This window comes from Stutzerimonas stutzeri (assembly GCF_024448895.1).
Lineage (GTDB): Bacteria > Pseudomonadota > Gammaproteobacteria > Pseudomonadales > Pseudomonadaceae > Stutzerimonas > Stutzerimonas stutzeri_Q.
Window position 1 is genome coordinate 12,386 of record NZ_JAMOIC010000007.1, and the last position, 20,876, is coordinate 33,261.

Consider the following 20,876-nt stretch of genomic DNA (forward strand, 5'->3'; position numbering starts at 1 on the left):
CTGAAAGGGCAGCAACCATGGTGTGGGGGGCGTGTGTCGTGGCGATGGGTATCGCTTCGCTCAACGCCATCCTGCGAGGGTGGACGAGCAAGCGTGGGCCGCGTGCGGTTACTGATCGATGATTTCACTGCGCATGGGCGCCAGACGGGCCAGCAAGCGATTCTGAGTCGGGATCGGCACCGCCTCGGCGGTCATCGAGGCTTGCAGGTTTTCCACCAGCGCATTGAAGTCGCTCGGTGTCAGTGCTAGCCCCTTGTGGCTTTCTTCCATGCTGTCGCCGCTGTACACGCAAGGCCCGCCCGCTTCGGCGCAGAGCTGTTCAACGAGCTTGTCACGCACACGTTGAATGTCGACGTCTCGGAAGTGCTCGAAGATGCGCGGGTCCCCGGCAACCCTCAGCAGCATGCCCTCGACGATCCGGCTGAGGCCCGGTTCGCCGCCGAGCTGCTGGTACAGGTCGTCATCGTTTGATGGCTGCTGAGCGCAGGCGGCGAGCAAGAGGCAGAGCAACACAACGATCCGGTTCATCAGAAGCTCCCCTGAACGGACAGGTAGGCACCGTCCTGGTTGTCCAGCGTGGCGATTTCGCCGAGCCGCGCATAGGCCAGAACTACGGCGAGGCGCTTGTTGGGAAAATAGCCGAGAAAGACGTCGGCCCAGTCGCTTTCGCCCGCGAAGTACAGGTTGTCCGGCTTCTCCCGGTACTCGATACCGACGGCCCAGCGCGGGTTGAACAACACGGCGGCCGAACCCTCCTTGAGCAAGCTGCGGCTGTCGCGGCGATCCCCACCGAAGCCTAGCAGGCCCAGCTCGTTGGCGCGGCTGTAACGCACTCCGCCGTTGAGCAGGAGGTTGTAGCCAAAAGCGCCGCCCAGGATCAGCCGACTCGCAGTGACATAGCCCTCGGTATCTTCATCGCGCTGGGCGCCGATCAGCGAGGGGATGAGAAATTGCTTCTGGCGTTTGTGCTGCAGGCCCAGGGAAACCTGGGGCAGGCGGTCGTAGATCAGATCACCGAAGAGACGGATTTTAACGCCAAAGATGTCCTGGCTGAGGCTGTTTTCCGGCAGCGACAAATCCCGCGCAAGCGTGCCGAGGTCGAAGCGTTGGCGGGCCAGGGACAGCTCCAGGCGATTGTCAAACGCGAACGCCATGCCGGCGACGTCCAGGCGGTAATCCCCGGTTTCGACGCGGGTCGCGAACACGTCACCGCCCCACTCGCCCCGCTCGCCATAACCGGCGAGCACGGCCCAGGGCGTAATGCCGCCGCCGGCCGCACCCTCGATACTGCTGGCGCCCCCGGTGGCCAGCAGACGGCCAGCCTCTGCATTGGCCAGCGAGGGTATGCAGCAGGCGGCCAGCAACAAGGCTCGAAACAGTCTCATGAGTGCTCCTTGAGGGGCCGGGCCGCCAAATGCGGCTGCTGCTTCAACCAGGCCTCGAAGGCATCGGCCGGCAATGGACGGCTGAAGAAATAGCCCTGCAAGGTGTCGCAGCCCCAAGCCCGCAGCAGATCGCGGGTTTCGCCATGCTCGACACCCTCGGCCACCACCTTCAGCCCCAGCGCATGACTCATGTCGATGGTGGAGCGCACGATGACCGCGTCGCCGCAGGTCTCGTCCAGCTCGCGGATGAAGGACTGGTCGATCTTCAGCTCTTGCACAGGCATGCGGCGCAGCTGCGCGAGCGATGAATAGCCGGTGCCGAAATCGTCTACCGACAGGCGAATGCCCAGCGCCCGCAACCGGTGCAGCATCGCCAGGGCGCGTTCAGGTTCACGCATCACGGCGCTTTCGGTGATCTCGAACACCAGCTGTTCGCCGGGGATCACGTAGCGCTGCAGCAATTCCGCTACCCGCTGGTCGAGCGTCATGCTGGCGAGGTCTTCAGCGGAGATGTTCAACGACACTTCCATATACAGCCCGCGGCCGTTCCAGACATGAAGCTGACGCAGGACCGCTTCGATGACCCAGGCAGTCAGCAGCTGGATGCTGCCGGTGCGCTCGGCCAGGGGAATGAATTCAGCAGGCGACACCAATCCGTAAACCGGATGATTCCAGCGCAGTAACGCCTCGGCCTGATAGACGCGCCCGTGCTCGAGATCGACCTTGGGCTGGAAATGCAGGAGCAGCCCGCCCACCTGAGCGGCGCGGCGAAGGTCGCGGATCAGCGTGATCTGGCGTTGATGGGCATCGTCGCGCCCGTGCTGGTAGAGCTGCAGGCCATCCGGCAGCTGGGCAGCGTCCTGCATGGCGATGCGCGCGCGACGCAACAACTCATCGACACTGCCGGCATCGTCCGGGTAACCGGCCACGCCGATGTGCGCCTCGATGCGCATCTCGAGCTCGGCGACACGCACCGGCAAGGCCAGCGCCTGCTGCACCGCGACAGCCGCGCTGAAGGCGTTGTCTGCCGAGGTATCGCTGACGATCAGCAGAAATTCATCGGTCAGCATGCGAGCCAGATGGTCGCCCGGCTGCAAGCCCGCCTGCAGCCGCTGGGTCAGTTCGCGCAGTGCTTGGTCGACGCCCTCGGAACCGCCGCTGTCCTGCACCGCATCGAGGTTGCCGATGCCGATGTGCAGCACCGCGGTGACGCGTCCAGCCTCGACGGCGCTAGACAGCAGTTCAGCGGCCAGCGAGCGATTGGGCAGCCCCGTCACATCGTCGTGGAGCATGTTGTGCGCAATCAGCTGTTCGCGCTCGGCGATGCCGCGCTGCATCTGGTTCAGTGCGTTGGCCAGACTGCCCAGCTCGTCGTTGCGGTCCAGCTCGATCGGCGTGTGGTAGTCGCCACGGCCGACACGCTCTGCGGCACGCGCCAGCGCATTCACCGGTTCCGACAGGCTGCGGGCAAGCAGCAGCGCACCAAGCAGCGAGGCGATCAGACCGGCAAGCGCAATCAGCAGAATTCTCGAGTCCAGCTGGTGAAAAGCAGCCAGTGCGTCGTCCAGCGAGCTGTGCACGAGGGCGATGACGGTATAACCGCTGCCATGAGACAGATCCACGTCTTCGTTCAGATAGCGCTCGCCGCCAAGCGTCAGCTCCTCGATGCCGTTGGCATGGACGTGGCGACTCCAGGCTTCGATCAGCTCGGCGTGGGTAGCAGGATCGAGCGTGGTTGCCAGCTTGCCGCTGCTGCCCTGCTCCCTGGCCAGGAAGGACACATCCAGCCCTGTCAGTTCCTTGAGTTCCCGCGCCAGCGCTTCGTCCATGGCGAACCCCATCACCACCCGCGCAATTGGCAGAGGCGCCCGCACTTCCGCCTCGACGAGAAGATGCGCCTGGTGATCGAGCACCACGACCAACATGCTCTGGCCCTGCTGCCGCGCGCCCCGGAGCTCAGCGGCGTAACGGAACGCATCGCCCGGGACGGCGGTGGACAGGCTCGACGCCAGAACCTGGCCGTCCAGGCCGAGCAGCATGGCTTCGCTGGCGCTGATCCGCGCCGCCTGATTGGCCATGGCCGATTGCAGGGTCGGGGTATCGCCGCTGGCCACCGCTTCCTTGAAGCCGAAATCGGCGGCCAGCACCTGGACGCCATCGCGCAGTTGACGACCGCGGATGTCGATCAGCCGTTCGAACACCCGCAAGCCGGACTCCAGCCGCTCGGCTGCCTGCCGACTCACCGCTGATTCGGTCACCAGACGCACGGAAAAATACAACGCGCCGATCACCACCAGCAGAAAGGCGGCGAGTATCCACGATAGGCGCGCGTGAAAGCTAAGGCTGCGGCGCGGCACGAGCGGCCTTCCTGAACGCATCGGCGAAAGGCGTGGGTGCCGGGGTCTCGGGTTGTAGCGCAGCGGTAACAGCTACCGGCAGCGTCAGCTCTATCGGTGCGGCGCCCATCTGCAACAGTCCGGCATCGATGGGCTGCATATCGACCAGCGCTGGATGCCAGAGCGTCGCGGGATAATGGCCGGCTGGCACGTTCAGCTGGATGCGCCCCTGCTCGTCGCTCACGGCGAACCAGGGGTCATCGGTGACGTACACGTAGCCAAGCATCCAGTCGTGGATGTTGCAGCCCAGGACTACCAGGCCCGGCTGGTCGAAGCTGACCGGCGCGCTCGGTGTGCCCTCGTAGAGTCGTAGCTCGAAGCGTTTCGTCGGTGAAAAGGAATAGACCTGATGCCGAATGTCATCGCGGTTGGGAAAGCTCACTTCCGTGCCTGTCGCAACGGCGAGGACTGCCGGTGAGAACTGCTTGTCAATCTGATCCATCACCGCAACAGCGGCGGACGTGCCGGTCGCTTTTCCGGCAAGACTGAGAACGGCACCCGCGACCGGCTGCCCCTGCGCATCGAAAACCTGCACGCTAACGGGCCGAGCCTGCAATGGCACAGCGAGCGATAAACACAGGAGGAAACAACTGAACCGCAGGACACTCATGACCATAACCCCGACTCCGCCATTGCGAGCACCGTGGACTGCAGCCTTTCCGTGGCAACCTGTTGGCCTGTTCAGGCTAGCGTATTGCCATCATTTCATCAGCAAGATAATTGCAACTTGATCCATCGATCCGACCGTCCAGGCCCAATCACCCAGGCTCCGCCCAAACAGATCGCGCGTCTGACTGTCTGATGCATAACGGCCGCACCAGCACTTGCGGCTCCATCGCAACCCGAGGAGATCCGCCATGACAGTCAATATCGATACCGCCACCGGTACTTGTTCCACCACGCTCGAAAGCGCGACCCATCGCAGCGCGATCGCGGATGTCCGCGTCAGCACTGATCCGGCAGCCCGCATGTCGATGGCCCACATCGCCGGCCATAGCGTTCACGTGACCGAAGACATGGCCGAGCACCTGATCGCCGCTGGCGCCAAGGACGAACGTGAGAACCTTGTTGTCGACGACTGAAAGCGCTGCATGAGCCAGAGCCGACCGACGGTCGGCGATTAGAAAAAAGAAACCCCGCTGCCGGTATCCGACAGCGGGGTTTCTTTGTCAGGCGGCCAGTGAATCAGTGGCCCTGATATTCCCTTTCAGCGTCTTCGAAGCGCTTGATCATGCTTGGCGTGGCGCCCGCACCGATCTTGCTGAATACGAAGATGGCAAGGCTGGCGAGGATGAAGCCCGGAATGATCTCGTACAGACCCATGCCGATGAATTCCTTCCACACCACCACGGTCACCGCGCCGACGACCATGCCGGCCAACGCACCGTTGCGCGTCATGTTCTTCCACAACAGCGAGATCAGCACCACCGGACCAAAGGCAGCGCCGAAGCCCGCCCAAGCGTAGGACACCAGGCCCAGCACCTTGCTGTCCGGGTTGGAAGCGATGCCCAGAGCGATGAAGGCGATCAGTAGAACCATCGCGCGGCCGACCCACACCAACTCGGTCTGCGAGGCGTTCTTGCGCAGCATGGCCTTGTAGAAGTCCTGCGTCAGGGCGCTGGAGCTGACCAGCAGCTGCGCGCTGAGCGTACTCATCACGGCAGCCAGCACACCGGACAGGATGATGCCCGCAACCCAGGGGTTGAACAGGATCTTCACCAGCTCCATGAACACACGTTCGCCGTTCTCGGAGACCGGGCCGGCCAGTTCCGGGTGGCCTGCAAAGTAGGCGATGCCGAAGAAGCCCACGGCGACCGCGCCCGCCAGCGTCAGGATCATCCAGGCCATGCCGATGCGGCGGGCGTTGGGGATGGTTTTCACCGAGTCGGCAGCCATGAAGCGCACCAGGATGTGCGGCTGACCGAAGTAACCCAGGCCCCAGGCCAGCAGGGAAACGATGGCGACGAAGGACAGGCCGTCGAACATGTCGAAGGCAGCCGGGTTCTGCGTGGCAATGGTGTCCATCGCGGCGCCCATGTCGCCCAGCGCCAGAATCACGAACACCGGCGTGATCAGCAGCGCGAAGATCATCAGCGTGGCCTGCACGGTGTCTGTCCAGCTCACCGCGAGGAAGCCACCGATGAATACGTAGAGGATGGTGGCTGCAGCACCGATCCACAGCGCCAGGTTGTACGGCACGCCAAAGCTGCTCTCGAACAGACGAGCCCCGGCGACCACACCGGAGGCGCAGTAGATGGTGAAGAACACCAGCACCACCAGTGCCGAGAAGATCCGCAGGGTGCGGCTTTCGTCATCGAAGCGGTGGGAGAAGTAGTCAGGCAGGGTCAGCGCGTTCTTGTTGCGCTCGGTGTGTACGCGCAGACGACCGGCGACGAACAGCCAGTTCAGCCAGGCACCAGCGATGAGGCCGATGGCGATCCAGCTTTCGGAGAGGCCCGCAACGAAGATCGCCCCGGGCAAGCCCATCAGCAGCCAGCCGCTCATGTCCGAAGCGCCCGCCGACAATGCCGTGACGAAACTGCCGAGGCTGCGGCCGCCGAGTATGTAGTCGTCGAAGTTCTTGGTTGCACGGTAGGCGACGAAGCCAATCAACAGCATGGCGCCGATGTAGATCAAAAACGTGATCAAGGTGGGTGTACTGATGCTCATTTTGTTCCCTCATTAGTTGTTGTGGATGGGCGCGAGGGTATTCCCGATCCCACCTGGCAGAGGGCGATGGCGGTTCGCGCCATCACCGGGACGGGCTCACCTGAGCCCATCAGAGGCGGAAGAGCGATCCGCCAACTGTTCTGGTTGTTGTAATGAGCCGGCGGTCTCTGAACCGAGCCGCCTGCCAGTTATTGCCGGGTCGACGATCAGTCGTCACCCAGCGACAGCAAGGACGCATTCCCCCCAACAGCCGTGGTGTTGGTGGACGTCGTGCGCTCGTTGGCGAAGCGCAGCAGGTAGCTCGGGCCACCCGCTTTCGGGCCGGTGCCGGACAGGCCACAGCCACCGAACGGCTGCACACCGACCACGGCGCCCACCTGGTTGCGGTTGACGTAGAGGTTGCCGACCCGCGCCAGCGCCTCGATGCGCTCGGCTGTTTCCTCGTTGCGGCTGTGTATGCCAAGGGTCAGGCCGTAGCCGGTCGCATTGATGTCAGAAACGACCTTCTCCAGATCCGCCGCATCGAAACGCACCACGTGCAGCACCGGACCGAACTGTTCCTTTTTCAGCTCGTGAATCCCGCCGATCTCGAACGCCACCGGCGCAACGAAATGGCCATTGAGGCTGCCCGGCAGTTTGGCTTCGGCGATCAACTTGCCTTCGGCCTTGAGCTGTTGGATATGCGCCAACAGGCCGTCACGCGCTTCGGCATCAATCACCGGACCCAGGTCGTTCTCGCGCAAGTGAGTCGGGCCGACTTTCAGCTGGTCCATCGCGCCTTTGATCAGCTCGATTACCCGATCAGCGATATTGCGCTGCACATAGAGCACACGCAGCGCAGAACAACGCTGACCAGCGCTGGTGAAGGCCGAACCGATGGCATCCTTGACCACCTGCTCGGGCAACGCGGTGGAGTCGACGATCATCGCGTTCTGGCCGCCGGTTTCGGCAATCAGGGAAGCGATGGCGCCCTCCTTCTCGGCCAGCTGGCGGTTGATGATGCGCGCCGTGTCGGTGGAACCGGTGAAGCACACGCCGACAACACGCGGATCGCGGCAGAACACACCGCCCAGCGTGGCGCCGTCGCCCGGCAGGAAGGCAATCGCCTCCTTCGGCAGGCCGGCTTCGAACATCAGTTCCAGCGCGCGAGCGGCGATCAGGCTGGTCTGCTCGGCGGGCTTGGCCAGCACGGTATTACCGGCGACCAGGGCTGCAGTGATCTGACCGAGGTAGATCGCCAGCGGGAAGTTCCAGGGACTGATGCAGACGAACACGCCACGGCCTTCATGGAACAGCTCGTTACGCTCACCGGTCGGGCCCTTGAGTTCTTCGCGCCCGAGTTTCAGACGAGCCTGCAGCGCGTAATAACGGCAGAAATCAACCGCTTCGCGGACTTCGTCGATGCCGTCCTGCAGAGTTTTGCCGGCTTCCAGCGTGCACATGGCCATCAGCTCGGCGCGGTTGGCTTCCAGCAGGTCACCAAGGCGTTCGAGAATCTGCGCGCGCTGCTCGATGGGCGTCGCGTTCCAGCGCGGCCAGAAGGCGGACAGACCATCGATGGCCTGTTTGGCCTGCTCGGCAGTGGCGAACTGGGCGGTGCCCACTTCCTGGCTGAGCTGATACGGGCAATGCACCTTGTGAGCTGTGCCGGTGAGCTTCTGCCCGCCGATCACTGGCGCGGCTTGCCACTGGCGATCGAGGAAAGTCTGGTAGGCGCTGGACAGGTCGTTCCACTGGGTCTGGATGTTCATGTTGATGCCTTGCGAGTTGATCCGATTGCCGTACAGCGCCGGCGGAAGCGGGATGCGATGGTTGCCGAGGGTCTTGAATTGACGCAGCTGGGTCACCGGGTGGTCGATCAGGGTTTCTACCGGGACGCGCGGGTCGACCAGCTGATGGACGAAGGATGAGTTGGCGCCGTTCTCAAGCAGGCGTCGCACCAGATACGGCAGCAGGTCCTTGTGGGCACCAACCGGCGCGTAGATGCGCACGTTCTTGCGGTATTTCTCGATCACGGTGTCGTACAGAGCGTCGCCCATGCCGTGCAGGCGCTGGAATTCGAACTCGCGCGGGACCTTCAGCTCGCCCACCATCGAGAGAATGCAGCTGACGGTGTGCGCGTTGTGGCTGGCGAACTGCGGGTAGATCACGCCGCGGGTGTGCTCTGACAGCAGATACCGGGCGCAGGCCAGGTAGGAGGTGTCGGTGCCTTCCTTGCGGGTAAAGACGGGATAGCCGTCGAGCCCCTGGACCTGGGACTGTTTGATCTCGCTGTCCCAGTAGGCGCCCTTCACCAGACGCAGCGGGATGCGCGCATTCAGCTCTTTACCCAGCAGCGTCAACCAGACCAGTACCGGCAGGCAGCGCTTGGAATAGGCCTGGATCACCAGACCAAACTCGCCCCAGCCGGCGATGGCCGGGTCGCGCATCAGTTTCTCGTAGAGTTCCAACGACAGTTCGAGGCGATCGGCTTCTTCGGCGTCGATGGTGATGCCTACATCGAGCTTGCGCGCCAGGATGGCCAGTTCGCGAACGCTGGCGAACAGCTCGGTCAGTACGCGCTCGCGCTGGGCAACTTCATAGCGAGGATGCAGTGCGGAAAGCTTGATCGAGACCGACGGACGTGGGCCCGAACCAACCTGCGGCTCGGCACCGACGGTTTCCACAGCCTGACGGTAGTCGGCCATGTACTTGCGCGCATCTTCGTCGGTCAGCGCCGCTTCGCCGAGCATGTCGAAAGAGTAGGTGTAGCCCTTCTCGCGCTCGGGGCGGCCGTTCTTCAGCGCTTCGGAGATGGTCCGGCCAAGCACGAACTGCTTGCCCATCAGCTTCATCGCCTGGTTCATCGCCGCGCGAATCACCGGCTCGCCAGAGCGCTTGACCAGCCGGCCGATCACATTCTTCGGGCGGCCGTCAGCGTTGTCCGGATCGACCACCTTGCCGGTCATGGCCAGCCCCCAGGCAGCGAAGTTGACCAGCACGTTGTCGCTCTTGCCCAGATGGCGTTCCCACTCGGCAGCGTTGAGCTTGTCGCGGATAAGTGCGTCAGCAGTGGCCGAATCAGGCACGCGCAGCAGCGCCTCGGCGAGGCACATCAGCATCAACCCTTCATGGGTGTCCAGGCTGTACTGGCGCAGCAGCGCATCGAGGGTGTCGACAGCATTGTCGCGCCCTCTCACTGCCTCGATTAGGCCGCGCGCTTCATTACGAATGGCTTCAATGCCCGCCTCGCCGGGGTCGGCCAGCTGCAAGAGCTCATTGAGGTAGATCGCTTCGTCAACGCTGTAATTGGCGCTGATAGCGGGGAAGAATTCGGCGGCTTTCAGGTTGGCGAAATCGCCCTGCAAGACTTGACCGGCTTTGAACATCGCGCCGCTCCTTTCGTGGAGTGTTGTTGTGTTTGGATCTGGTTCTACGACCACGCGCGGTCAGCAATGCGCGAGGGTTCGCCAAACGGGTAGGCGAATCTAAGGCGGGGGCGTTTCGGGTTGTTGCGCAAAACTACGGAACTTTTACAAAAACCTACGAGTTTTGATCCGCGTCAAAACGCTGTCATGAAAAGTCGCTAAAGCGGGGCGATAATGTGGGATCTGGACAATAAACGCACCGACCCGGTGCGTTTCAGGTGTTCAATCGTCGCTGCGCCGCAAGCGCTTCGGCGTTAACCCTAGGTAGCGACGGGTCGCGGTGGTCAACGCGCTCTGGCTGGAAAACCCACACTCTTCGGCGATCCTCACCAGCGGCAGCGGGCTCTCGCGAAGGAGCCTGGCGGCGCGGTCAAGGCGACTCTTGAGCAAGTACTGATGGGGCGTCAGGCCAACGCTGTCCTTGAATTGCACGTGAAAGTGACTGGGACTCAGGCAAACCACCTGCGCCAGCTCGGCTACGGTAATCCTGCGCGCCAGGTTGCTTTCGATATGCGCATCCAGACGGGCGATATCCAGCGGCCCTTTTGGTTGCTGGTTCGCTTCGCCGAACACCCGCAGATGCAGCGCACGCAGCAATACACCACCCAGAGCCCGCGCCAGTAACGGATCACTGCCGTAGCGTGCCAGCTCGGCACCGGCGTAATTGAGGAGATTGTGGAAGTCGGCATCCAGCGCCGGATAGCGCGGGATCTCGAACAGCTGCGCCAGCAGGCGTGGATCGTCTGCGCTGAGATCCTGCTCATCGAGATCGATGATGAGCATGCGGTTATCACCCTTACCGGCAAACTCATGCTCAGCGTGGCCTGGCACCAAGCAGGCGCGCATACGGCAAACCTCACCACCCGAACCGTCCACCTCGAACTCGGCACTGCCCGACAGCGACAGTACCAACTGGTGGTAGTCGTGAGCGTGTTCGTGGGCCTGATCATCAAGGCGAAGCAGACGTGCGTTGAGCATGGCGGGATACCTGGCGTATCGCCGCACTCTACCGGAGGCCGAGCGGTTTTTACAGCGTGGACAATAAGCGCCAAAACGGCTCTGGATTGAAATCATTCGGCGGATACCCATCTAAAGAGCACGTACTCGCAACAGGTGCCGCATGAACGACGAAAACAATCAGGATTTCGAGCAGACCAATACCACCGATCTGGCGCTGCCGGATCAGAACCTGCCCGACAAGCTGTATATCGTCCCGGTGCACAACCGGCCTTTCTTCCCCGCCCAGGTGCTGCCGATCATCGTCAATGAAGAGCCATGGGCCGACACCCTGGAGCTGGTCTCCAAGACGCCGCATCAGCGCCTGGCCCTCTTTTATATGGACACCCCGGCGCAGGACGCGGCGAGCTTCGATCCGGACAGCCTGCCCGAGCACGGGACTATGGTTCGTGTGCATCACGCCTCCAAGGAAGGGGGCAAGTTACAGTTCGTCGCTCAAGGCATGGCCCGCGTTCGAATCAAAGGGTGGCTGCGCCGTAAACCGCCTTACCTGGTGGAAGTCGAATACCCGCAGAGCGATGAAGACCCACGCGACGAAGTGAAGGCCTACGGTATGGCCCTGATCAACGCGATCAAGGAGCTGTTGCCGCTGAACCCCCTGTACAGCGAAGAACTGAAGAACTACCTCAATCGCTTCAGCCCGAACGAGCCGTCACCGTTGACCGACTTCGCCGCTGCGCTGACCACGGCGCCGGGTATCGAGCTGCAGGAAGTCCTCGATACCGTGCCCGTGCTCAAGCGCATGGAGAAGGTCCTGCCGCTGCTGCGCAAGGAAGTAGAAGTCGCCAAGCTGCAGAAGGAGCTGACCGGCGAGGTGAACCGCAAGATCGGCGAGCGCCAGCGCGAGTTCTTCCTCAAGGAACAGCTGAAGATCATTCAGCAGGAATTGGGCATCACCAAAGACGACCGCAGCGCCGATGCCGACGAGTTCCGTTCACGCCTGGAGGGCAAGGTCGTTCCGCCAGCCGCGCAGAAACGCATCGACGATGAGCTGAACAAGCTCTCGGTGCTGGAGACCGGTTCCCCGGAATACGCGGTGACCCGCAATTATCTGGACTGGGCGACGTCGATGCCCTGGGGCCTTTACAGCGAGGACAAGCTCGACCTTGAGCACGCGCGAAAGGTGCTCAATGCGCACCATGCAGGGCTCGACGATATCAAAAGCCGCATCATCGAGTTCCTCGCGGTAGGCGCGTTCCGCGGCGAAATTTCCGGGTCTATCGTGCTCCTGGTGGGCCCGCCCGGCGTTGGCAAGACCAGTATCGGCAAATCCATCGCCGAGTCGCTGGGCCGCCCCTTCTACCGGTTCAGCGTTGGCGGCATGCGCGACGAGGCGGAGATCAAGGGCCATCGGCGAACCTACATCGGCGCCCTGCCCGGCAAGCTGGCCCAGGCTCTGAAGGAAGTCGAGGTGATGAATCCGGTGATCATGCTCGATGAGGTCGACAAACTGGGCAGCAGCCACCAGGGTGACCCTGCGTCAGCCCTTCTGGAAACCCTCGACCCTGAGCAGAATGTCGGCTTTCTCGACCACTATCTGGACTTGCGCCTGGACCTGTCCAAGGTCCTGTTCGTCTGCACCGCCAACAGCCTCTACTCGATCCCCGGTCCGCTGCTGGATCGTATGGAGATCATCCGGCTGTCGGGTTACATCACCGAAGAAAAGCTGGCGATCGCCAAACGCCACCTGTGGCCACGGCAATTGCAACGCGCCGGTGTGCCGAAGAATCGCCTGTCCATCAGCGAAAGCGCACTGCGGCACCTGATTGAGGGTTACGCGCGGGAAGCCGGCGTGCGTCAGCTGGACAAGCAACTCGGCAAGGTCGTGCGCAAAGCGGTGGTCAAGCTACTCGACGAACCGGAAAGCAAGATCAAAATCGGCCAGAAGGATATCGAAGGCTATTTGGGCATGCCGTTCTGGCATCCAGAGCAGCTTCTCAACGGGGTCGGCGTGGTCACCGGGTTAGCCTGGAACAGCATGGGCGGCGCGACATTGCCCATCGAAGCCACGCGGATTCATACGCTCAACCGCGGTTTCAAACTCACCGGCAAGCTTGGCGATGTGATGAAGGAGTCCGCCGAGATCGCCTTCAGCTACGTGAATTCGCACCTCAAGGAGCTTAAAGGCGATCCAACGTTCTTCGATCAGGCCTTTGTGCATATGCACGTGCCCGAAGGTGCGACGCCGAAGGATGGGCCAAGCGCGGGCATCAGCATGGCCAGCGCCTTGCTGTCGCTTGCGCGTAACCAGGCGCCGAAGAAAGGCGTAGCCATGACCGGCGAGCTGACGCTGACCGGGCTGGTGCTGCCAATCGGCGGCCTGCGAGAAAAGGTGATCGCAGCACGGCGCCTGAAGCTCTACGAACTGATCATCCCCGAACTCAATCGCGGGGATTTCGAAGAGCTGCCGGACTACCTGAAGGAAGGCCTGACGATGCACTTCGCCAAGCGCTTCGGCGACGTGGTCAAGGTTCTGTTCTGACAGATGCGACGGGTCGTGTAAGTCATCACGGCCCGTTCAGTGCTTCATTTGCTGCCCTGCACACCCCCGTCTTCAATGCGAATGCCTTTACGCACAGACATTCGCACCTTATGGTTTGAGCCGACGCCCGAGCGTTTCCTTTCCTCCTTTGAGTCGGTCGCCCCATGTCTTTAGCACGCCTGCTGCCGTTCGCTCCCCTGCTCCTGCTTGCCGCCTGCGCCAGTACGCCGCCAACCAGCGTCGCCCTCAGCGATGACGCCGATTGCCCGCTGACCCTGCAACGCGGCCAGACGCTCATCGTCAGCCTGCCGAGCAATCCCACTACCGGTTACCGCTGGAGCCTGCGAGAGGTTTCGGCCGAGCAGCTCAAGAGCCTTGGGCCGGAAGTGTTCAGCTCGCCGAAGTCAGACATGATCGGCGGCGATGGCATGTCGACCTGGCGCTTTCAAGCGAACGAGCCAGGCAGCGGCCGCCTCTACCTGACCTATCAAAGGCCGTGGGAATCGGACGCGGAGCCGGCCGGACTTTTCGACTGCCGAATCGAAGTCGAGTAGCGCACGCATCGCCTGCCGACTGTCCAGTTGCCAAAGGCGATCGGGCTGGCTTTCCGCTACAATGCCGCCCCTGTTTTTCAGCCTGCCCAGACGCCGCCGTGAGCCACGAACCCGATCGCCTGTTCGCCAATCCACTAGCCCAGCCCCAGGACTTCGTCTTCAACGAAGATGTGGTACGGGTCTTCCCCGACATGATCAAGCGCTCGGTACCGGGCTACCCGACCATTGTCGAGAACATCGGTGTGCTAGCCGCTCAGTTCGCCCAGCCCAACACCTGTCTTTACGACCTCGGTTGCTCGCTCGGTGCAGTCACCCAGGCACTGCGCCGGCATGTGAAGACCGATAACTGCCAGGTGATTGCCATCGACAACTCCGCTGCCATGGTCGAGCGCTGCCGTGAATACCTGCATGGTCAGGACTCGATGTTCCAGGAGGTGCTCCCGGTTGAGGTGATCGAAGCCGACGTGCTTGCACTCCAGTTTCGGCCCGCCTCGCTGGTTGCCCTGAACTTCACTCTGCAATTCATCCCGCCTGAACAGCGGCCGACCCTGCTCGGCGAAATTCGCCAGGCGCTGGTTCCCGGCGGTGCGCTGATTCTGTCCGAGAAGCTGCGCTTCGAAGATGAGCAAGAGCATGAGCTGCTGACCGATCTGCACATCGCTTTCAAACGCGCCAACGGCTACAGCGAGCTGGAAATTGCCCAGAAGCGCAGCGCCATCGAAAACGTGATGAAGCCCGACAGCCTGGAAACCCACCGTCAGCGATTGCTCGAAGCCGGTTTTTCCAAAGTCGTGCCCTGGTTTCAGTGCCTGAATTTCGCTTCATTGATAGCCCTGCCATGAATCTTGACCTGACTCCCCTCGCCTGGCGCTTGGCCGGCACACCGCTTGCTGCATGGGCCAACGGCCTGCAAGCGCAACTCGATGCCAAGCTCGCCATTGGTCACGGTGACCTGCCGCGCTGGAGGCGTGCCGTCGACGCGCTGCCGGATATCCAGCCCAGCACCGTGGATCTGCGCGACGCGTTCCGGCTAGATGCCGATTGCGACGAAGCCACGCGCGCCATCACCCACGACGCCCTGTTCGGCCTCTCGCCATGGCGCAAGGGGCCTTTCGATGTCTATGGCGTTCACGTCGATACCGAGTGGCGATCGGACTGGAAATGGGACCGGGTTTCGCCACACCTGGACCTGAGCGGTAAGCGCATCCTCGATGTCGGTTGCGGCAACGGCTATTACATGTGGCGCATGCTAGGCGCGGGCGCCGACTCGGTTGTCGGCATCGATCCGAACTGGCTGTTCTTCTGTCAGTTCCACGCCATGAAGCGCTACCTCACAGAACTCCCAGCCTGGCATCTGCCCATGGCGCTGGAAGAGCTGCCCGTCAAACTCGAAGGCTTCGACACGGTGTTCTCGATGGGCGTGCTCTATCACCGCCGGTCCCCTGTCGATCACCTGCTGGACTTGAAAGATTGCCTGCTCAAAGGCGGCGAGCTCGTTCTGGAAACCCTGGTGGTCGAAGGCAACGAGCACACTGCACTGGTTCCGGAAGATCGCTACGCGCAGATGCGCAACGTGTGGTTTCTGCCTTCGGTGGCCGCGCTAGAATGCTGGCTGCGCCGCGCAGGTTTCGTCGACGTGCGCTGCGTCGATGTCAGCATCACCAGCATCGAGGAGCAGCGCAGCACCGACTGGATGCGCTATCAATCGCTGCCTGATTTCCTCGATCCTCAGGACCACAGCAAGACCATCGAAGGCTTGCCAGCGCCGATGCGTGCCGTACTCATCGCGCGCAAACCCTAGCGCTGCTTACTCAGACTTCGCTGTTCGGCCACAAGCTGGCGCAGCGGCGCGCCGGCTTTCTCCATCAAGCGCGGCCGGCTGAGATCACGCATTCGTAGTTGCCGATCACTGAGCCTGAGCAAGCGCCGATAGAGGCATCGCTTGCGCCAAGCCTTGAACCATTCGAGCGCCCATTCCTGCAGCTCAATGGGCCACATCGCCGGCAGGTACAGGTCCGGCATCGCTGGCCCACGGTGCCCGTGCGCCGACTCTTTTCTCATCTGCTGTTCTGAACACTTCATGGCATCCTCCTGCAGTGCAGGGTGCTCGGCGCACCCTTGCCTGCCGACAAGATTGTGTTGTCGACAGCTCCACACTGGACGCCCTTGACGTTTCAGACAAACGACTAGAATAGAACCTACGGTTAAACAAAATTGAAGGCCAACCCATGCCAGGCATGCCCGAGCAACTGCCCCAGTCCGCGATGCCATTGCTGGAAATAGACGTGCTGCGCACTTTCGTGTCGATTGCCGAAAGCGGCAGCTTCACCCGCGCGGCAGGGCAGATCTTTCGCACCACCTCGGCTGTCAGCATGCAGATCAAACGCCTCGAAACCATGCTCGGCTGCGCCCTCTTCATCAGGGAAGCACGCCGTATCACACTGACAGCCGAAGGCGAACGGCTGCTGAGCTACGCCCGCCGGCTGCTCAAGCTCAACGAAGAAGCAGTCAGTGCGTTCGTTACGCCCCGGCTGAACGGCCAGGTACGATTCGGTACGCCTGCCGATATCGGGACACATATCCTCCCGGGGCTTCTTTCGCTGTTCGCTCGGACGCATCCGGGCGTAGAGGTGAACGTTTCGGTGGGGCGCAGCGTTGACATGATCCAGCGGATAGACGCCGGTGAGCTGGACGTTGCGCTCATCAGCGTCGGAAACCTCGGCCAGGACGACTCGCGCGGCGACGTCATCCACAGCGAACCCTTGGTCTGGGCGGGCAGAGCCGGCGGCGTCGCGGCAGAACGCAACCCGTTGCCGCTGGCACTGGCCAGCCCTGAATGTGCCTGGCGACGCCAAGCTCTGGACGCACTCGACCGTGCAGGTCGTCCCCATCGCATCGCCTACTCCAGCGAGCAGTGCGCCGGACAGGAAGCAGCGATGATTGCCGACCTTGCGGTGGCGCCCTACCCGCTGAGTCTGGTCAAACCTCCGATCAAACGCCTCGACGAAGGTCCAGACTTGCCCTCTTTAGGCGAGTACCAGATCAAGCTACTGCGTGCCGCAGGGTGCAGCGAGCCGGTAGAAGTCCTCTCACGGCATGTGGTCGCAGCTTTTGCCGCTTACCACTGATAGGCCGCCGCAGAGGCGGCCGGGAATCGACAGGAGTTGTTATGGCGAAATGGCTGATCGGGGCAGGCCTGGCACTTCTCCTGCTAGGCGTAATCCTGCATTTCGCACCGGGTTTGCTGAGCTGGTTCGGCAAGCTACCCGGCGATATCCGCATCGAATCGGCGCGCAGCCGAACATTCATTCCGATCACCTCGATGATCATCCTCAGCGTGGTGATCACCGTCCTGCTGAACCTGTTCTTCCGCCGCTAAAACTCGATGGCTGCCCGACTTCAGATGGGCAACCGGCCGATTAGCCTCGAGCCGACGCGGAAAGAATCAGATGCTTCATCTCCTTGATGGCCTGCTTGAACCCAACGAAAAGCGCATGGGCAACGATGGCGTGCCCGATGTTCAGCTCATTGATCCCGCGGATCGCGGCGATGGCCTCAGCGTTGTGATAGTGCAAGCCATGACCGGCGTTGACGATCAGCCCATGACTCAGACCGGACTCGACCCCGTCGCGGATTCGCGCCAGCTCGCAGGCGCGCTCGGCCACGGAGTGGGCATCGGCGTAGCGCCCGGTATGCAGTTCGATAGCCGGCGCGCCAATGCGTGCGGCGGCTTCGATCTGCCGTGGATCGGCATCGATGAACAACGACACCTCAGCGCCACAGGCACTCAACCGTGTGACCGCTTCACGTATGCGCGCTTCCTGACCTGCAACATCCAACCCACCTTCAGTGGTCAGCTCCTGGCGCGTTTCCGGGACCAGACATACGTGCTCGGGGCGCAACTGCTCGGCAAACGCCAGCATCGCCTCGGTCACCCCCATCTCGAAGTTCATCCGGGTCTGCAGCGCGTCCTTCATCATCAGCACATCGCGATCCTGGATATGCCGACGGTCTTCGCGCAGATGGACCGTGATGCCGTCCGCGCCCGCCTCTTCGGCATCCAGCGCGGCCTTTACCGGGTCCGGGTAACGCGTGCCACGCGCCTGGCGCAGGGTGGCAACATGATCGACATTGACGCCGAGCAGGATTCGATTGGCTTCAGTCACGCGGGACCTCCTTCATATTCATGAACAGTTCACGGCTGACCAGGGGTCGACCGCCAAGATGCGGTGCCAGGGCCTGCCGCATCAGTCTTTTCGCAGCAGCCAGGGCCCCGGGCACACTCCAGTCGGCCTCAGCCATCGCCAGGAGTTCCGCCCCGTTGAAGAGCCCCGGCTGAAACTGCCCGACCGGCTCAAGCCCGGTATCGGGCAACAACCGATAGAGCCCCTGGCTAGCAATCGGCTGGTCGGCAATATCCCTGTCCAGGGCGAAGCCATAGCCGAGTTCGGTAAGCAGTCGCCACTCGAAGGAACGCAGGATCGGCTCAAGAGGACGCTTGGCGGCAAGTGCGGGCAGGGTTGCTGCGTAATGGTCGAACATAGCCGGATGCGCGTCTTCGGCGGGGAGTAGACGGATTAGCAATTCGTTGAGGTACATGCCACTGAACAGCGCATTGCCGTCAAGCCAGTAGGCCAGCCCGCCGCTTTCGAGCCGACCGACGCTCTTCAGCTCTCCGCGCCCACGAAACTCGACCTCCAGCGGAACGAAGGGTCGCGCCAGCGTGCCCGCTTTACCGCGCGCACCACGCAGGACTGCACGCAGCCGCCCCTGCGGCGTAAAAAAGTCCACCAGCGCGCTGCTCTCGCGATAGGGGCGACTGTGCAGCACGAAGGCGTTTTGAGCGGTCATCAAGAATGTGTCGCGTGCAGGAACGAAACGGATGGTTTGTGCTCGACTGGCTGCACGATTGGCAGCAGTCGAACACAGGTTTCAGGAGGCAGCCGCCTCAGCTGTAACCCAGCGAGTGCAGCGCACGCTCGTCGTCGGACCAGCCGCTCTTCACCTTGACCCAGAGGTTGAGCATGACCTTGGAGTCGAACAGTACTTCCATGTCCTTGCGCGCTTCCTGGCCGATGCGCTTGATGCGCTCACCCTTGTCGCCAATGATGATTTTCTTCTGCCCGTCCCGCTCGACCAGAATCAGTGCATGGATGTGAAGCACACGCCCTTGCTGCTTGAAATCTTCGATCTCAACGGTGATCTGGTACGGCACTTCGGCGCCTAGCTGGCGCATGATCTTTTCCCGCACCAGTTCCGCTGCCAAGAAACGGCTGCTGCGATCGGTGATCTGGTCCTCGGGGAAGAAATGCTCGTTCTCTGGAAGATGCGATGCAACCAGCTTCTCGAATACATCGAGGTTTTGCCCATGCTGGGCGGAAATCGGAACGATCTCGGCATTCGGAAGCTGCTGCGCCAACCACTCGAAGTGCGGTAACAGCTCGCCTTTATCTTCGACGCGGTCGGTTTTGTTCACCGCTACGATGAGCGGGCCTTCGACATATTGGAGGCGCTCAAGCACCGCCTGGTCCTCATCGGTCCAGCGTGTACGATCGACTACGAAGACTACGACATCCACATCTTTCAATGCCGATGAGGCTGTACGGTTCATATAACGATTGAGCGCCGTCTCGCCATTCTTGTGAAGACCGGGGGTGTCGACGTAAACGGCCTGAACCGCACCTTCGGTCTTGATGCCCAACATGTTGTGGCGAGTGGTCTGTGGCTTGCGCGAGGTGATCGCGAGCTTCTGACCCAAAACGTGATTGAGCAGGGTCGATTTGCCCACGTTGGGACGCCCGACGATTGCAACGTAGCCGCAACGGGTGACGGCGTCGCCGTCCAAATTTTGATCAATCATGTCCATTCTCCACGCCAAGGGCGATCAATGCCGAGGCAGCGGCAACCTGTTCGGCGATGCGCCGGCTTGCTCCCTGTCCCTGGGTCTTTTCGTGGAGCAGCGACACTTGGCACTCAACGAAGAAGGTCCGGCAATGCGGTTCTCCTTGTATTGCCACCACCTCGTACTTGGGCAGATCGCAGGCGCGCGATTGGAGAAACTCCTGCAGACGCGTCTTCGGATCCTTGTTGGTGTCGACCAGCGTCAACCCATCCAGTTCGTTGGCTAGCCATGCAAGCACCCGGTCGCGAGCCATTTCCATGCCCGCGTCGAGGTAGATAGCGCCAATTAGGGCTTCCAGCGTATCGGCAAGGATCGACTCACGACGAAAACCACCGCTCTTTAGTTCACCGGAACCAAGGCGCAGGTATTCGCCAAGCTCGAACCCCCGAGCGAGCACGGCAAGCGTTTCTCCTTTCACCAGCCGCGACCGCAGGCGGGATAGCTGCCCTTCCTTCGCTTGCGGAAAGTGGTTGAAAAGCGCCTCACCGGCAATGAAGTTGAGAATGGCATCGCCGAGAAATTCCAGACGCTCATTGTTGCGTCCGGCATAGCTGCGATGCGTCAGGGCCAGGAGCATCAGCTCCTGATCCTTGAATTGATAACCGAGCCTGCGCTCGAGACGGGCTAACGAAGTGCTCACGGCATCCTTAGGCGATATTCTTTGTCGAAGTTCGCCACCAGATCGAGGTTTCGAATCAGGGGCTCACGTTTCTCGTAATCCAGATGGACCTTGAATTCATTGTTCTCGATGACGACCTTGAGCGCTTCCTCGAGGTTGAGGTCGCGAATGCCGTTAACGTCCATTCCCTTGCGGACATGGCTGTAGAAATCCCGGACCGTCCGGATTTCCATCGACTTGTCACTTTCAACTCCGCTGATGATCTTGTCCATGGACATATAGTCGAAGTAATGCGGCATCATCTTGAATGCAGTACTGGCGATGAAAGCGACCAGTGCAAGCATCACGATCCAGCTCAGCATGGACAGACCTTTCTGCGAACGAGCAAAACTCATGTCGACCTCTATGTCGTAACGTTACCCACGAATCGGGGCTGTTCAAATA

20 protein-coding genes are annotated in these 20,876 nt (G+C 61.7%); 7 read left to right on the forward strand and 13 right to left on the reverse strand.

Features of this window, described 5'->3' with window-relative positions:
* Positions 1-108: 108 nt before the first annotated feature.
* From NA619_RS10325 to NA619_RS10340, 4 genes are read right to left on the reverse strand one after another with little or no spacing between them, the layout of a single operon-like run.
* Positions 109-528 (reverse strand): group I truncated hemoglobin, encoded by a 420-nt coding sequence (locus NA619_RS10325; protein WP_255961782.1) that lies wholly within the window; start codon positions 526-528, stop codon positions 109-111.
* Entirely contained in the window at positions 528-1,385 is an 858-nt protein-coding gene (locus NA619_RS10330) for a DUF3034 family protein (RefSeq protein WP_255961783.1), read from the reverse strand. The genes NA619_RS10325 and NA619_RS10330 overlap by 1 nt, the downstream gene beginning before the upstream one ends.
* The gene (locus NA619_RS10335) at positions 1,382-3,742 is read right to left on the reverse strand and encodes a putative bifunctional diguanylate cyclase/phosphodiesterase (RefSeq protein ID WP_255961784.1); all 2,361 of its coding nucleotides are present in this window, start codon (positions 3,740-3,742) and stop codon (positions 1,382-1,384) included. Before NA619_RS10335 ends, NA619_RS10330 begins: the two co-directional genes overlap by 4 nt.
* Positions 3,723-4,397, reverse strand: coding sequence for a methylamine utilization protein (locus NA619_RS10340; RefSeq protein WP_423836822.1), 675 nt, complete (start codon positions 4,395-4,397; stop codon positions 3,723-3,725). Before NA619_RS10340 ends, NA619_RS10335 begins: the two co-directional genes overlap by 20 nt.
* Positions 4,398-4,638: 241 nt before the next feature.
* Here NA619_RS10340 and NA619_RS10345 point away from each other — a divergent pair, with 241 nt between their 5' ends.
* Entirely contained in the window at positions 4,639-4,863 is a 225-nt protein-coding gene (locus tag NA619_RS10345) for a DUF3203 family protein (protein WP_255961785.1), read from the forward strand.
* 103 nt (positions 4,864-4,966) lie between these two features.
* Here NA619_RS10345 and putP read toward each other — a convergent pair whose 3' ends face one another.
* The 3 genes from putP to NA619_RS10360 all read right to left on the reverse strand — a co-directional run bounded on the left by putP (position 4,967) and on the right by NA619_RS10360 (position 10,836).
* Complete coding sequence (gene putP, locus NA619_RS10350; protein WP_255961786.1) at positions 4,967-6,451, reverse strand: sodium/proline symporter PutP; 1,485 nt, start codon at positions 6,449-6,451, stop codon at positions 4,967-4,969.
* A 206-nt stretch (positions 6,452-6,657) separates the two neighbouring features.
* Positions 6,658-9,819, reverse strand: a complete 3,162-nt coding sequence (putA, locus tag NA619_RS10355; protein ID WP_255961787.1) for a bifunctional proline dehydrogenase/L-glutamate gamma-semialdehyde dehydrogenase PutA — start codon at positions 9,817-9,819, stop codon at positions 6,658-6,660.
* 261 nt (positions 9,820-10,080) lie between these two features.
* Entirely contained in the window at positions 10,081-10,836 is a 756-nt protein-coding gene (locus NA619_RS10360; RefSeq protein ID WP_255961788.1) for an AraC family transcriptional regulator, read from the reverse strand.
* Between the two features lie 142 nt (positions 10,837-10,978).
* Here NA619_RS10360 and lon point away from each other — a divergent pair, with 142 nt between their 5' ends.
* From lon to cmoB, 4 genes are all read left to right on the forward strand, one after another.
* Positions 10,979-13,357, forward strand: a complete 2,379-nt coding sequence (lon, locus tag NA619_RS10365; RefSeq protein ID WP_255961789.1) for an endopeptidase La — start codon at positions 10,979-10,981, stop codon at positions 13,355-13,357.
* Positions 13,358-13,521: 164 nt separating this feature from the next.
* Complete coding sequence (locus NA619_RS10370; RefSeq protein ID WP_255961790.1) at positions 13,522-13,911, forward strand: protease inhibitor I42 family protein; 390 nt, start codon at positions 13,522-13,524, stop codon at positions 13,909-13,911.
* Positions 13,912-14,009: 98 nt separating this feature from the next.
* The gene (gene cmoA / locus NA619_RS10375; RefSeq protein WP_255961791.1) at positions 14,010-14,753 is read left to right on the forward strand and encodes a carboxy-S-adenosyl-L-methionine synthase CmoA; all 744 of its coding nucleotides are present in this window, start codon (positions 14,010-14,012) and stop codon (positions 14,751-14,753) included.
* Positions 14,750-15,712 (forward strand): tRNA 5-methoxyuridine(34)/uridine 5-oxyacetic acid(34) synthase CmoB, encoded by a 963-nt coding sequence (cmoB, locus tag NA619_RS10380; RefSeq protein WP_255961792.1) that lies wholly within the window; start codon positions 14,750-14,752, stop codon positions 15,710-15,712. The genes cmoA and cmoB overlap by 4 nt, the downstream gene beginning before the upstream one ends.
* On the opposite strand, the gene NA619_RS10385 is transcribed toward cmoB, so the two are convergent.
* Complete coding sequence (locus tag NA619_RS10385; protein ID WP_255961793.1) at positions 15,709-15,993, reverse strand: hypothetical protein; 285 nt, start codon at positions 15,991-15,993, stop codon at positions 15,709-15,711. The genes cmoB and NA619_RS10385 overlap by 4 nt on opposite strands.
* A gap of 155 nt (positions 15,994-16,148) precedes the next feature.
* Between NA619_RS10385 and NA619_RS10390 the strand changes: the two genes are divergently transcribed.
* Together NA619_RS10390 and NA619_RS10395 are read left to right on the forward strand one after the other, a co-directional pair.
* Positions 16,149-17,039: a LysR substrate-binding domain-containing protein gene (locus NA619_RS10390; protein ID WP_255962003.1), complete on the forward strand. Its 891-nt coding sequence runs from the start codon at positions 16,149-16,151 to the stop codon at positions 17,037-17,039.
* Between the two features lie 41 nt (positions 17,040-17,080).
* Positions 17,081-17,290 carry a DUF2905 domain-containing protein gene (locus tag NA619_RS10395; RefSeq protein ID WP_255961794.1) on the forward strand — a complete coding sequence of 70 codons (210 nt, stop codon included), beginning with the start codon at positions 17,081-17,083 and terminating at the stop codon, positions 17,288-17,290.
* A 40-nt stretch (positions 17,291-17,330) separates the two neighbouring features.
* Here NA619_RS10395 and pdxJ read toward each other — a convergent pair whose 3' ends face one another.
* From pdxJ to NA619_RS10420, 5 genes are all read right to left on the reverse strand, one after another.
* On the reverse strand, positions 17,331-18,077 hold the full coding sequence (gene pdxJ / locus NA619_RS10400; protein WP_255961795.1) for a pyridoxine 5'-phosphate synthase: 747 nt from the start codon (positions 18,075-18,077) through the stop codon (positions 17,331-17,333).
* The gene (recO, locus tag NA619_RS10405; protein ID WP_255961796.1) at positions 18,070-18,762 is read right to left on the reverse strand and encodes a DNA repair protein RecO; all 693 of its coding nucleotides are present in this window, start codon (positions 18,760-18,762) and stop codon (positions 18,070-18,072) included. The genes pdxJ and recO overlap by 8 nt, the downstream gene beginning before the upstream one ends.
* A 97-nt stretch (positions 18,763-18,859) precedes the next feature.
* Positions 18,860-19,771, reverse strand: a complete 912-nt coding sequence (era, locus tag NA619_RS10410) for a GTPase Era (protein ID WP_255961797.1) — start codon at positions 19,769-19,771, stop codon at positions 18,860-18,862.
* Positions 19,764-20,453, reverse strand: coding sequence for a ribonuclease III (rnc, locus tag NA619_RS10415; protein ID WP_255961798.1), 690 nt, complete (start codon positions 20,451-20,453; stop codon positions 19,764-19,766). Before rnc ends, era begins: the two co-directional genes overlap by 8 nt.
* Positions 20,450-20,827 carry a DUF4845 domain-containing protein gene (locus tag NA619_RS10420; RefSeq protein WP_255961799.1) on the reverse strand — a complete coding sequence of 126 codons (378 nt, stop codon included), beginning with the start codon at positions 20,825-20,827 and terminating at the stop codon, positions 20,450-20,452. Before NA619_RS10420 ends, rnc begins: the two co-directional genes overlap by 4 nt.
* Positions 20,828-20,876: the final 49 nt, after the last annotated feature.